At 30.9% G+C, this 14,536-nt stretch carries 13 protein-coding genes; all 13 read right to left on the bottom strand.

Annotated elements, in window-relative coordinates; genetic code table 11:
- Positions 1-5: 5 nt before the first annotated feature.
- The 13 genes from EHE19_RS02030 to EHE19_RS01970 all read right to left on the bottom strand — a co-directional run bounded on the left by EHE19_RS02030 (position 6) and on the right by EHE19_RS01970 (position 14,143).
- Positions 6-1,307 (bottom strand): efflux RND transporter periplasmic adaptor subunit, encoded by a 1,302-nt coding sequence (locus tag EHE19_RS02030; protein ID WP_137697687.1) that lies wholly within the window; start codon positions 1,305-1,307, stop codon positions 6-8.
- A gap of 201 nt (positions 1,308-1,508) precedes the next feature.
- The gene (locus EHE19_RS02025) at positions 1,509-2,504 is read right to left on the bottom strand and encodes a carbohydrate ABC transporter permease (RefSeq protein WP_137697686.1); all 996 of its coding nucleotides are present in this window, start codon (positions 2,502-2,504) and stop codon (positions 1,509-1,511) included.
- Between the two features lie 271 nt (positions 2,505-2,775).
- Positions 2,776-3,639 (bottom strand): carbohydrate ABC transporter permease, encoded by an 864-nt coding sequence (locus tag EHE19_RS02020; protein ID WP_137697685.1) that lies wholly within the window; start codon positions 3,637-3,639, stop codon positions 2,776-2,778.
- Between the two features lie 265 nt (positions 3,640-3,904).
- On the bottom strand, positions 3,905-5,260 hold the full coding sequence (locus EHE19_RS02015; protein ID WP_137697684.1) for an ABC transporter substrate-binding protein: 1,356 nt from the start codon (positions 5,258-5,260) through the stop codon (positions 3,905-3,907).
- Positions 5,261-5,518: 258 nt separating this feature from the next.
- On the bottom strand, positions 5,519-6,742 hold the full coding sequence (locus EHE19_RS19650) for a S8/S53 family peptidase (RefSeq protein WP_244648312.1): 1,224 nt from the start codon (positions 6,740-6,742) through the stop codon (positions 5,519-5,521).
- Positions 6,743-6,760: 18 nt separating this feature from the next.
- The gene (locus tag EHE19_RS02005; RefSeq protein ID WP_137697683.1) at positions 6,761-7,408 is read right to left on the bottom strand and encodes a response regulator transcription factor; all 648 of its coding nucleotides are present in this window, start codon (positions 7,406-7,408) and stop codon (positions 6,761-6,763) included.
- Complete coding sequence (locus EHE19_RS02000) at positions 7,395-8,258, bottom strand: sensor histidine kinase (RefSeq protein ID WP_171003574.1); 864 nt, start codon at positions 8,256-8,258, stop codon at positions 7,395-7,397. The genes EHE19_RS02005 and EHE19_RS02000 overlap by 14 nt, the downstream gene beginning before the upstream one ends.
- A gap of 572 nt (positions 8,259-8,830) precedes the next feature.
- A complete protein-coding gene (locus tag EHE19_RS01995) occupies positions 8,831-9,097 on the bottom strand; it encodes a hypothetical protein (protein ID WP_137697681.1) in 267 nt (88 codons plus the stop codon).
- Positions 9,098-9,268: 171 nt separating this feature from the next.
- Positions 9,269-9,448, bottom strand: a complete 180-nt coding sequence (locus EHE19_RS01990; RefSeq protein WP_137697680.1) for a hypothetical protein — start codon at positions 9,446-9,448, stop codon at positions 9,269-9,271.
- Between the two features lie 254 nt (positions 9,449-9,702).
- Positions 9,703-9,981: a peptide maturation system acyl carrier-related protein gene (locus tag EHE19_RS01985; RefSeq protein ID WP_137697679.1), complete on the bottom strand. Its 279-nt coding sequence runs from the start codon at positions 9,979-9,981 to the stop codon at positions 9,703-9,705.
- A gap of 41 nt (positions 9,982-10,022) precedes the next feature.
- The gene (locus tag EHE19_RS01980) at positions 10,023-11,144 is read right to left on the bottom strand and encodes a TIGR04066 family peptide maturation system protein (RefSeq protein ID WP_137697678.1); all 1,122 of its coding nucleotides are present in this window, start codon (positions 11,142-11,144) and stop codon (positions 10,023-10,025) included.
- 14 nt (positions 11,145-11,158) lie between these two features.
- Entirely contained in the window at positions 11,159-12,388 is a 1,230-nt protein-coding gene (gene ccpM / locus EHE19_RS01975; RefSeq protein ID WP_137697677.1) for a Cys-rich peptide radical SAM maturase CcpM, read from the bottom strand.
- A gap of 3 nt (positions 12,389-12,391) precedes the next feature.
- Positions 12,392-14,143, bottom strand: a complete 1,752-nt coding sequence (locus EHE19_RS01970) for an ABC transporter ATP-binding protein (protein WP_137697676.1) — start codon at positions 14,141-14,143, stop codon at positions 12,392-12,394.
- Between the last annotated feature and the right edge of the window lie 393 nt (positions 14,144-14,536).

Here is a 14,536-nt window from a genome sequence, read left to right as displayed (position 1 = left end):
TTGCCTCACCTCAATTTAACCTGTATTTTGTCAGATAATGGTTTGCTGCTAAAGGTAACTACTTTATCATCTTCAGTAAGACCTCCACCTGATATTGCACTATAAAAATTATCTGATTCATCCACAGTAACTTCTACCTTTTGTACATATCTTTCTTCACCCATTATGCCGTTCTTTGTTTTCATCACATAAACGCAGGACTTTCCGATTTCTTTTGTAATACTGCTATTAGGTACAAGCTTTGGATAAGGTGTACTTGATTTTTTCACAAGTACGTCAACCTTTTGTCCTATTTCTAAATTTAGCCCCTCTTTTTTCACTTCAGCTAGATATTGGTAAGTTCCTTCATTCAGCAAATATTTCTTTTCCTTAATGGCTCCGCTAAACTCCAGCTTTTCAGGTTCTGCTATGGAAAACATAACTTCGGCTCTTTTATCCACCTCACCAGCCCTCTTACTATCTAGTGTCCATTTTATATATGTATCAGTTTCCCTTTTAATTATCTCAAATAAAGTCTGCCCACTATTTGCCACAGACCCCTTTTCAATGGATAAGCTCTTTATTAAACCATCAACAGGAGACTTTATTGTTCCTCCTTGTGGAGAATTTTTCTTTATGGTTTCCAGTTCAATCCGACATAACTCAAGTTCGGCTTGTTTTTCTTTAATAATGGTTTGATAGTCCTCACCATTCTTTTTGATTTCATCTTCTTTTTGTTTTAGTAGCTTCTGTTTCTGCTCATACTCCCTTTTTGCCTTATCTAGCTGCTCTTCTGCATCATTAACACTTTCAAGAGCCACTGCATCAAGTGAAAATAATTTCTTCTGCTCCTCTAATTTCTTCTGTGCTTTGTCTACTTCATTTTGAGCCAATTGCACCTCATCTCTGTATTGTTCAAGGTCAATGGCTTGAGTTCCGTTCTGATATAATTTCAGAGAATTTTCCATTTTGAGCAGGTTCAATTCCATTTTTTTTATTTCCAGCTTCATGTCGCTTACATCTATGGTAGCTAGTATTTCGCCTTTCTTTACTTCTGTGCCTTCTTTAACTTTAACATCTGTAATTTTCCAATTTCCATATGCATTTATAGTTTCAGTATTTAATGGAACAACCTCTCCTTGAGCAGTAATCTCCTTAGTAAGAGTTCCTGCTCTTGGACTTGTAATCTCAATCTCGGGAAGCAAAAAGTTGTTTATTGTTTTTGAGAAAAATGTCAGTAAGACAACAACAGTTATAAATATTATTGCTGCATTTCTCACCAGTTTTTTCTTTTTATAAGTTTGAGCCTCTGTTTGTATAGCTTCCATTTTTATAACCTCCTGAATTAACTACAAAATCGCGAAAGCAAAACGTACCTATTTTTACATTCTTATGCTAGTCATAATTTACTTTTTAACCCACTATTTATAAACGCTATCGCATTATTTTATAAAACTCAATTAACTACTAATTGCTGTACATGCAAAGCTTTATTGACCAAATACTTATGCCATTAGCTTAAAAGCTAACTACTTTACACCTGACATCTCAATTCCCTCTATAAAATAATTTTCACCATATAGGAACACCAGAAGTGTAGGAATCATATATAACATTCCACAAGCAAAGGCAATTCCTATTTCCTGCTCATTTATCCTTGAAAGAAATATTGAGAGGGGATGCATTGTTTCATTATCCAAAAAAATCAATGGTTGCTCTACCATGTTCCAATTATCTATAAAAACCAGAATTGCCAGAGAGGCCAGCGCTCCCTTGCATTGGGGGAGAACGATACTAAAAAAGGATCTCATATATCCAGCTCCATCTATTTTAGCCGACTCACAATATTCATCAGGTATGTACACCATAAACTGTCTGAGAAGAAATACCCCAAATGTAGCAAATGTTCCCGGAAATATAATAGACCAATAACTCCCCAACAGGTTAAGTTCTTTAAGAACAATGTAATTAGGAACAAGAGTTACCTGAAAAGGCATCATCATAACAATAATATATATAAAGAAAATCTTATCGCTAAAAGGAAATTTAAGCTTACTAAATGCATAGGCAGCAAGGGTTGCAACTATTATTTGTCCCACAACTATAGGTACAGTGAGAAATACAGAATTCCAAAACATTAGAAGAAATTTTGGCTTTCTAAGAAGAACATTATAATACTGCATAAAACTGACCATATCAGGTATTAGCTTGAAACTAATATATGTGTGCTTTGTTTCTTCAATTCCTTCATCATTAATTACAGTGTTATCAATACCCCCGCTGCTTATAACATTGTAATTTCTTAGTACCTCGCTGTTTGACATAAAGGAATTTGTAACCATATATATTACAGGAAACAAAAGAGCAGCAGCGATGCATATAAGCACCACATATTTTACAATGCTTTGTACTGTGACACGCTTCTTTTTATTTAATACCCTAACAGTCTTATTTACAGTATTTAAAGGGTTATTGCGGCTGTATTCAGGCTCAACTGTATAAATTTTATTATCGGTATTGCTCATACTAACCTTCACGCTCACTTTGTATGCAAAATTTTAGTAAGGAAATCGTGAAGGTACGCAGTTATTTTTAACTACATTCATATTCTTTTAAGCTAACCTCCACGCTTAATTTGTTCTCAAATTGATATCGCTACATTCTAATTTTTTATTTTAAGCTTGCTTCCATTTCACCCACATTATCGGCAGCACAAATAACAAAAATACACTTGTATCCTTTTGCAGTTCAAAAATACACTCTGTTCGTACAAAGGATTGCTCAAATCCACAAAAGCTATATACCCCTTCCGAATCTTCCTTCTACTTTGTAAAGCACCATAACCAGCAAAGCCACTAATATGGCCATAAGAAAGGCTGCAGTAGTAAGTCTCTGATAGGATAGATTCATAAAATTATTATTCATAAAATGCTGAAGCATATATATTTTCAGTGAAGGATAGCTTCCTGCCAATAAATAAGCTTCTCTGAATACCTTGAAGGAATTTACAATTGATATCATAAATACAAAGAATCCAGTAGGAATCAAAAATGGTATAGTAATTCTCGTAAAGCAGTCAAATGCTCTTGCCCCATCTATACGTGCTGCTTCATAATACTCCTTAGGAATATTGTTTAATCCAGCTAAAAGCAGTATTACATTGTAGCCGCAGTTTTTCCATACGTATAGCAGAACCAGAATCCACATAGACCAGTCGCTTCTAATCCAATCCACATCGCTAGTAATTCCGAAAGTATTAAGAAGATTATTCAGCACTCCATATTGGCTAAACATAATATTCCAAACAAGGATTACAGATGCCGCAGGTATTACCATCGGCAGTATGAAAGAACTTCGGAAAAAGGACAGCCCTTTTATTTGTCTGTTTAACAGAATTGCAAAAATAAGTGAAAGTGCCATTATTAACGGAACACTTATGGCATTAAATATAAGGGTATTTTTTGCTGCTAACAAAAAAGAACCACTATGCAAAAGGTCATTAAAATTCTTTAGCCCAACAAACCTCGCCCCACCTACTCCCTCAGTAAAGCAGTAATACAAGCTTATAACAAAAGGTATTGCAAAAAATAGTGCAAAACCTGATAAACTAGGAAGTGCAAATGCGAAGCCTGCTATTGATTGTCTGGTTTTAAGTTTCATATGTATCAATCTTTCCTTATCATTCTTTCCTTATTTATAATTAATTAGCTTTCTGAAGTAATTAACTAATCTATTTATCTGCATGTTTGAAAACTTCTAGTTATAAAATATGTTTGAAATATTTTTATACAATGCTTGAGTAAAGAATAGAAACCATTTACAAACCCCTTTGGGATAGCATTTTATTATTTAACACAAAATGAGTTTATATTTAAAAGTATTTATCTCTTCAAATCATACACAAATGCTTTATTTTCTACATATTTTATTCATTCAAATATAACATAACCTTGTCTTGAATAATCTCTGCTGTCTTCTCAGCACTACGTTTCCCATCTATAAAATTCTTAGCCTCGCTGTCGATAATATCATAAACCTGAGCATCTACAGTATCACACACACTAATTTCTTGTATTTCTTGGTACTGTTCTCTAACCTGTTCCTTTCTTTTTTCTGCATCATATTCGCCCTCTATTGGTTGGGCATTATCAAGGTTGCTAATATAGAAATTTACGTTGTTTAAATAAGCGTTATTATTAACGGCTAATGAGTAAAACCCTTTTAAATCATCTGCTTTCTGATATTCTTCCGTAAGAAGTAGCTTAATAAATTCAAAAGCCTCTTGTTTATATTTGCATTTTGAATTAATTGCTAAATATAATATAGGTTCTAACAGAATACTCTTTTTATTTGTATACTGAGGGAATATATAAGTATTAGCTACCTTATTGATTCTATCTCTTGACCAAAATATTGAATCCATATTATTCATTATCAAGCAATTACCGTTGTCAAAGTCCGGACACTCTACAGTACAAGCAAAAATATCTCCAGTATTAACGTAATACCTTATATCTTTAGAAATTTCTGTCTCTACTGAATGTAGCTTTTTGTAAATATTTAGTAAATCTACAAATTCCGCAGAATTCAATTTTGCAGTCTTCTTATTTATATCAATAAGACTTAGTCCGCTTATTTTTACAATATCACTCAGTGTAAAATTATGAAGAGTCATAAAGTACTTTCCAGTACCCTTATTTTTTTGCATAAATGCATACACTTCATCAGCAAAGTTCTCAAGAGTGTATTTCTCTCCATCTGTAGTAAAGCCATTCTCCTTTAAGACACCTTTTTTAGCAAAAAATGTACTGAAGTTATAGCGTAGAGGTATCAAAAACCTCTTTCCATTAATTACACCGCTATTCATTACCTTTTGGTTATAATCTGAAAGGTTGAAGCTGTTATCCTTATTAATCAACTCATTAAGGTCATAAAATATCCCAGCATCAGCTGTTTTATGTACAGCTGTTAACAACCCTAGTTCATTATCAACTCTGATAATATCAGGTCCTTCTCCTACAGATAGTCTCGTTATGTACTTATTTTTATATTCCTCGTTATATGTAATTATATCGCCATATTCTATTCTTATATCTTTATGTTCCTCATTGAATTGCCCAATAGCAGCAAGGATATAACGGTCATTACTCAATACATCCATTGTTATTACTGCTTTTGAATCTTTAGTTCCACTAGTTTCAGTATTCTTATCTGAACACGATGCTGTACTTGCAAGTATTAAAATCAGCAATATCATGGATATATACTTTTTTATTTTCATAACTACAAGTCCTTTCTCATCACTTTAGTCACAAAAATGAAATTCTACTTTGCCTTTTGTGATTTAATTGTTAGTTTATATTGATAACAATACATTATAAAAAATTGAAAGAAGATTAATCTGTTTCTATTATTTAATTTTCTAACTTTAGTATTATTTAACAGTTAAACTTTAACATATAAGTAAGTCATATGATAAGTGACCTTAGTCATATATTTACTAACATAAAACATTTAACTATTTAGTCAGATACTTACCTTATTTCATTAACTCCTTTATAAGCTTTTTGGGATTGACAACCTTCCCAAACTTGTAATTATAATTGATAACATTGTTTATAATGTAAGTAGTATCACCTGTTTTGAGAGCTGTATGCCAAAATTCTTGTGGTGTTATCTCAGGTTTTACCTGGCAAGCCAGTGCATATAAGCCAGCGATATATGCAGATGAAAGTTTTATATCTCCGACATTATAAAAAGTATAATCACTGTCTCCTGTCGGACTGGCAGTAGTTCTGGAATCCATCGGAACTAAAAGCACTTCTTTTGCATTACTATACTTCTCAAACATAAAAAATCTGCTCTTCCACTCCTCACCTGGACCATATGAGGAAATATCATCTGGATCTGCAAGAGGATCTCTTCCAAGCCCATTAAAATCCATCTCCTGATTGTATGTTTCACAAATAGAATTAGAAACAACAAATATCCCCTTCTCTTTCGCCTCTTCCACTGCTTTGTCCATAGCATCATGGTCATTATTTGTCTGAGTCCAGTCGCCGTCAATAACTAATGCTCTTATTTTATCTCTTTTAGGAAGAGTGTCGTTGATTTCGAGAATCCTTTTGACAGCTAGTGCAAGTGATGAAAAATCAATATCAGAGGTTCTCTGAGTTAAAAACTTATGTGTTTCTGCAATATAATAAATATTTGCTTTAGGAGCAACTCCTGTTTTCTCTCCTGCAATAACTGATACAACAGCACATCCACTTGGCGTAGAGGTTTTATCAAGACAATGTACTTCTTCATATAATTTTAGTCTATCTCTGTACTCTACATGATTAACTAACAAAGCTCCGTCAATAATAGCAATACCTACACCTTCACCAGTAATGCCCTTATTATGTAAGTCTCGTATATTTAAACCTGGATTTTTACCTTGTTCAATAATTTTTTTAGGATTAAATCCTTCTGGTAAGCCATAAGGCCATTTTGTTACAGTGTCAAAATCAGCATGAATTAAATCTTCGTATCTTTCTTTAAGGTCAAGGGTTGTTAAATCGTAACTACGTAAATCTATTTGCAACTTACCCGGCTGAAATTTATCATATGAAGGTAAAGTCTTTAATTTACCTCTTCCCAACTCAAGTGTTAATGGTTTTGTTGCAATCTCTAGATTCACTTCTCTTTGATTAATACCATTGCAACTAGTTAAAATTGAAGTAATTAATATTAGCAAAATAATATGTCTAATTTCTTTCACTTTTAACGCCCCCATTATTCATAAACATTCCCTTAAAAAAATTACAGCTTTAGTTCTGTCATTAATACCAATTTTACTGTAAATCATACTTATATAATTCTTTGCCGTTCCTTCAGATATGCATAATTCAGATGCAATTTGCTTATTTGTATAACCCTTAATCATCAATGTTGCAATTTCCTGTTCTCTATAAGATAACGCTAAATTATTGCTCTTAATATTTATTGATTCTTTTTCGGATATTTTTGAAAGCCTAGTTGCAAGTTTTACTGCTATATTTGAAGGCATGAGCAAATTCCCAGCCATGCTTTCACGTATTGCCTGAATAAGTTTATTCCCTTGAATGTCTTTTAAAAGATATCCGCTTGCTCCATACTGAAGTGCTTGTATTATGTATTCATCATCATCAAATGTAGTTAACATTATTACTACTATTGAAGGGTTATTATTTTTAATTATTCGTGTACTATCTACTCCATCCATTATAGGCATTCTAATATCCATTAGTACAACATCTGGATTAAGTTTTTCTGCCAATTCATAAGCTTGAATTCCATTTTCAGCCACACCAACCACTTCCATGCCTTCTTCAAGTTCCAAAATAGTCTTGAGTCCATCTCTCATAAGTGTTTGATCATCCGCTATAAGTACCTTAATAATATCCATTAATACACTCCTCCTCTATCGGAATATCTACTTTAAGACTGCATCCATTCCCTAAAGAAGACTTAAAACTTAAGTTACCCCTCAATTCCTCTACCCGCTCCTTCATGGCATTAAGTCCAAATCCGAAAGCTATGTCATCACATCCCTTTCCATTATCAACTATTAAAAGAATTATTCTATTGTTTTTAAATTCTAATTGCAGGACAAATTCTGTACATTTACCATGCCTTATTCCATTTGTCAAGCCTTCTTGAACAACTCTATATAATACCTTTTCCTGCTCTGGATTTAAAAAAGGTAATTGTGAAAAGCTAAACTTTACTGAAACACCCGCATGTAACTCAGTTTCGTTGATAAGTGCCTGTATAGAAGGAATAAAAGGTAATACACCATTGCCATCCTTTAGCATTCTTACCGAGGATCTTATATCATTTAATCCTTTTCTAACTTGTTCCTGAGCTAACTCAAATTTTTCTAAAGCAAGATTCAGATCTTTTTCTGCTAAACGCTTTCCTGCTTCTATTTCTATTGAAACAGTAGTAAGAGTATGTCCAATGGTATCATGAATTTCTCTGGCTATACGATTTCTTTCTCGTAATACAGTCATCTCTTCAAGGGATTTCATAGTCTCTTGAAGTTTGTTATTTACCTTCTCAAGTTCATTTGATTTCATTTTCAATTCATTCATAGTGTTACTTAATATCTGGCTTTGATGGGTCTGATATCCTGCTATATAAATCATTCCTATTATAAAAATGAAATAAAAAGAATTCTCAATTATATTAGGGAACAAATAAAAAAAGTCAAAATAGTTCCATCTAGCGTATTTTAAGTAAATAGTCAGTATCAATGAAAAATATCCAAAACACATATAAATAAAGCAATACATGTCAAAACGGAATGTAATTACATTTGATACAATTAAATAGAAGTATATTTGTGAAAAATTTGTTATATCTAAATAGTTTATATAGAATACAATTAATGTAGTTATTAGTATTATTATTTCACAAAATGTTCTATGTTTCGTATTACATATTAAAAAACTGTATATCCCCAAAAATACAGTTACAAGTAAGGTCAATATAATCAATTGCATCGTATTCCCATTATTGAACGTAATAAGTATACTAATTAATAATGCTGAAAATGGAATTATAGCTGAAATTATTTTATAATATTTTATAGCAAGCATGATTTTTACCTCTAATTGTTTATATGGACTATTTTAGCATTTATATCCATTTTGTACAATGTAAAACAATTCATATTGTAAATAAATCACGCATAACTGTGCATAAAATTTATGAAGTGCTTTTTATTCTATTGAATAATGTTTATAATATATGAATATAGACTCTTAACTGATTCATCACTATAAATAAATACATTTTGATTTATATTTGAAACATCTATAATTCTTCATAACAAAAATATGTCATCATTACTATGTTCTGGGCTACTTTCGCTATTTATATTTGTATCAATGATAAAAATACTAATATCAATATCACTATTTTCTATACTTAAATCTATTCCAAGTAATATCAAATCAAGGTTATATATCTTATCAATTAAGTTTAGAGGGCTAATTAAAAAAACATGTATATAATTAATTGAACTTAATATTCCATCGCATTTATTAGATACAGCGACAACATTATAGCCATCCTTACGAAAAAAATTCATCAGTTAGCTTTTTCCATAACTTTTTCTTACTACTTAAGCAACATCTTACTGTTGTTCTCAAAGAGAATATTATATATAATAGCTGTTATTTGTGATGCTACATAACTATTTAATAGTTTCGTGCATTTACTTTCTCCTGATGTAAATGCGACGAATGATTACCACATGCCGTTATCTCAATTCCATCAAAAGCATAGCAAAAATAAATACATTCGAATTGTTAAATGCTGCAACTGTTATTACACCTTTTTCATAGGCTAAATTTATAGCTTTCTTAAGCAATGTAAAATCCATATACCCAATAGTAACCAATGATACATTTATAACATTAAGTCTATTGTCAATGACCATTTAATAGCCTTTATAAGCTGTCATTTATAGCAATACAGTTATTATCAAGTATCTTAACACCATTTAGTATCGCATTAGGAGCAAATTTGCATATAATTGCAACACAAATAGCACCATGACTAGAAGAATAAGGATTTTTATTGTTTCCAGTTGTGAAATTATATTATATTTAGTTATAAATCTGGTATAGTATAAATTTTTATTAATTCCAACATCTATAACTACAAATCGAATTACTTCATTATACATATATCTTATATTTCCAGCTGATTTTTTATTATGCAAAATATATTATTAATGCTATTAAACTTGCCAGCAACTATATCCTCCTCAGGTATACTTATATTAAATTCTTTTTCAACATCAAAGAAAAGGTAAATCAAACTTCCTGGTGTCAGCTTATATGTATCACTTAATAAATCCTTAGACAAATCATTATTTGTATATTCACTCAAATCAATAAGGAATCTATCCTTAAAAATTTTTGTTAACTTATTCATTATTTCTTCTTCATTTATAGTTGAAATATTCATTTCAAGCCCCCCTAATTTGATAATTCTAACTCAAATATAGACTATAGCGAGTCTACAGTCCCATATTCAACCAATTTATCAATTATATATTCTGACAATCTAGTCTTATCTTTTTCATTTTTTATATTGTAAAGTTTAAAATTACAATCTCGTAAACTATTAATCTTACTGTCTACATCAACATTGTTTATAGTTAGAACCTCAAATTTTTTACTCATTGCTGGCTGCGACATGTAACTACTCCAGTCAAATTTAGTATTAGAAATGCTATAAGCGTCAACCTCAAACCCAAATTTATATTTCATAGACTTTGCTAACTCTTCATAGTAGTCAGACTTATGATCTTCATATAAAGTGCAGAAAATAAATGCATCAGGTATTATTGCTTGAGATACCATATATGCAAGTATACCAAATCTATTTGTTAAATTGTTATTAATTGGAATTATTCCTCCTGGGATGCCTAAAATGATTACATCAGGCTGTTCCTCTTCTTCAATATTTTTTATATACTGGTTGAACAATACGATCTTATCAGATTCTAAAATGTAACTACTGTACATAAAATTAGGGAATGAATGAAATCCTAAAAGTTCACACCAGCTTTTTGAACCAACTTGGCTTACCTTGTACCCTTCTTGGAGAAATTTCTCTCTAAGGGCAAGTTGAACATTAAATTTGTCTGTTCTTTCAGAAATCCCTGCAACACAAATTATAGGCGTGTTTATATCAAGAATAATCTGCTTTTTTATACTTGATAAGGGCCTTATCTTAATGTGATAGTGTTTAAAATATACACCTTTTTTCTGACATAAATCAGCAATTTGTTTCTTTTGATTTTCCTCTAATGGTAATGTACATATTATATTTCGTTTATGTTCTACTGCTATAACTATTTTAGGGAAAACTGACTTATTATAGTCAAGAAACTTACAGTAGTCTGAAATTAATACTGTATCACAATGTTCAAGATTACTTTCAAAATCACTACTAATTTTTAATCCTGTAGGTTTGCCTCCATCTACTATACATGCATCATTGCTAGTACCCCACCATCCCCTTGGGGAAATCAGTGCAGTTATCGTGTAGTTTTCAATTAGACCCATATGTCGTAATACTGGTGAAAACTCAATATCAAAGGGATAAACAATTAGTCTCTCCATATATTTAACTCCTTTTATAAACTTCCAAATTTAATATTATTTATTTTTTCATCAAAATGGAATCCAAATTCTGAAAGTGTACAATAATCTTTTAGTAACAATTCCGTATTAAATTTAATACTTCGACAATGAGAAAGTTTTTTTTCTGCTGATAACCCAGTTAAATTATCTGCTATAGCACAACATGATGTACAAAATCTAAACGCCCAGCAATTTTTACATGCTTCCTCAGTTATTTTGCCTATATTTAACAATTCAAAACATTTTTTAACATCAAACCCAGACTCAATGTGTCCTATTCTCATTACACTAGAAGATTCACTTACTCGTTCACATGGATATAAAAAACCATTAACATCCATAAACAGTCTAGTGCCACCTGGCACGCAAGGACCACTTGGATGTCCCTTTTCAGGTAATCTATTATCATTATTCGATCTATTTTCAAACATATCACGCTTTAGTTGAAAATAATAATTTTCTAATATAGTAGAGGAATATGATTTGTTAAGCCTTCCCAATTTTGACAGCAAAACTTTAAACATTTCATAGCCATACTTTGTACTAAAATCGTTATTTCTTTTAATATCATGTTTTAAATAATTTTGATTTATCATTGAAGGTAAGGTATGTAAGTCTTTAATAGTATCGTATGTAGTAAAAAACTCATTAACGCAGCTGAAGTCATTTAATGGGTCAATTACTACACTGAATATGATTTTCTTATAGTATTCTGGAAATTCCTTTTTAATAGCTTCTACATTTTTCATGACAATATCAAATGAACCCTTATCTTTTCCCGCAAATCTTCTATTTTTATCATGAACATTCTTAGGACCATCTAAACTTATTACCAAAGATACATTATGCGAACATAAATATTCCACTACTGTTTTGGTAAGTAATGTTCCATTCGTTGTTATCGAAAAAATTAATTCTTTACCTTCAGAATTTGCTTCCGAATATTCTATACACTTTTTGATCAATTCAAATTCAAGTAATGGCTCTCCTCCATAAAAACCAACACCAACTTGTTCAGAATTATATGAATGCTCAAATAAAAAATCAATGCCCTTTTTAGCCGTCTCAAAACTTAATCTTTTATTAGAATGAATTCTATTATCATATTCTCCTGAGTACGCACAGTATTTACATCTCAAATTGCATTGCTGCGTAACTTGAAGTGTAATCATTCCTAATTTACTTTGAAGAATCTTAACGTGGCTTATATTCTTATTTTTCATTTTTTATATAACACTTTTCTCTTTGTATAAAAAATCTTTATATTGTACATAATTACTTTCAAAATCATTGTAGTTTTCAAATTCATTTATTTTGCCTGAGTCCATAACCCAAATTTTATTAACCATTTTTAAAATATCAGGTTTATGACTTATCACTAGAACAGTACTGTCTTTAAAATCAGTAGTCAGCATCTGATTCACATATGCTTCTGATTCAATATCATAATTTGAAGTAGCTTCATCAAGAATAAGTATTTTTGATTTTCTTGCAAAAGCCCTCGCCATTGCTACTTTCTGGCGTTGCCCTCCAGATAGTTTTGAGCCGTTTCTGCCTACTTTACTTTTATATTTTAATGGCATGTCTTTTATAAAGTCATATGCACCGCTTTTGATGGCAGCTTTATTTATTGCTGAATCATCCAACTTTAATCCAGCGGATATATTGTCTTCTATAGTTGTATTAAAAAGATATAAATCTTGACTTACAACGGATATCATACTTCTGTAATCTCTTAACTTGATATTGTCTATATTAATTCCATCAATCAATATTTTCCCTTCCTGAGGTTTATAAAATCTTAACACCAGATTAATTAACGTACTTTTTCCTGAGCCATTTGCTCCAATAATAGCAATTTTTTCTCCTGAATTTATATTAAGGTTGATCTTATTAAGAATTTTTTCCCCATTCTTATATGAAAAACTCACCTCTTGGAATTTGATGTTTCCACACACCTCTTTACCATCAAGTCTTATTAGGTTTTTATTATCTGCTTGAAGTTCTGTTTCCATATCAAGAAATTCAATAAATCGCTTTGCAGAAGGAATTATATTGGTAAAATTGTAGCCTATATTTAGAATTGCAGATATAGGACCTAAAACATACGTACTATATGTAAGAAAGGCAAATACGCCCCCAATTGTTAGTCCATTTCTAAATGCTATGTAGGCTCCCAGTACATATAAAGCACAGTTAATCCCTTGAAACAATAATGTCTCTGTACACTCATTGAACTTGTCTAAAAATGACATTTTTATATTCATCTTTACAATACTTCTTTGTTTTTTTATGAACTCCCCTGTTTTTATTCTGTCAATTCCCCAAAGCTTGATTTCTTTTATTCCACTTATGGCATCACCGTACCACGAGGCAAAATCACTATTATATTCTATAAATTTATTTATCATTGCTTTTCGTTTTTTTGCCATAATCTTGACTGTAAAACATCTTATAGGAATAACAAATAATACAACCAATGTCAACTTCCAGTCAATTATCAGAAGTCCAAACAAGCCTCCAATAATTCTAAAAATTTGTGATATTACAATAAAAGTTCCTTTATCACATATTCTTGATATGTTACCAACATCTATTCCTACATTGCTCATTATTTCAGAGAAATTTGTATTGTTAAAGTACTGGAGTTTGAGTCTTTGGAGATGCTTAAATGCCATCTTTTGAAGAGAATACTGAAAAACAGCGTTTACGTATGAAAAATACTTTGTCTCAAGTAAACCAATTGCCTGTTCAATTAAAACAATAGTTAATGTAAGTAATGAAAATCTAACTACAATATCAAAATTCTTAACAAGTAGTCCATTATCCATAATTTGCTTACTTAACAAAGGTAAAAGCAAATTGATACCAGCAGAAGCAATAATACATACAAATACTACGCTTATTTTTCTGAAATATGGCTTTAGAAATTTAAAAAGTCTTTTCATAATAGTTCTATTTTCATTGTTTATCAACATCAATAATCTCCAAAAATATTTTCATATAATATTTTGTGTACTTTTATTCTATATTTTGGTATAATAAAAATGGCAATACTAAATAAACATTGCCTCGTGCCCACAAGATAGTCGTCCGACCAAAGAAGCCTATCTTGTGGGCTTCACTACTTTTGCAATGATATTATTATAGCTATTTGCAAAAATCTTGTCAACCATATATTTACTTTTTAATATATAAATAGTTATTTTGGGTATTTTTATACATTAATGTTATATTTTTAGCACTTCCTTACATTGCTAATTACCTCTGTACTTTTGGATCAGATATGATATTATCAGATACATCTCTTCTCCCAAGTATTGCTTGCAAAATGAGTTATAGCTATATAAATTGCTTAATTCCATCGTGTT

Origin of the sequence: Ruminiclostridium herbifermentans, from assembly GCF_005473905.2 — a bacterium.
Classification (GTDB): domain Bacteria; phylum Bacillota; class Clostridia; order Acetivibrionales; family DSM-1351; genus Ruminiclostridium; species Ruminiclostridium herbifermentans.
The sequence above is the reverse complement of the archived record's forward strand: the minus strand, read 5'-3'. Positions and strand labels throughout refer to the sequence as shown.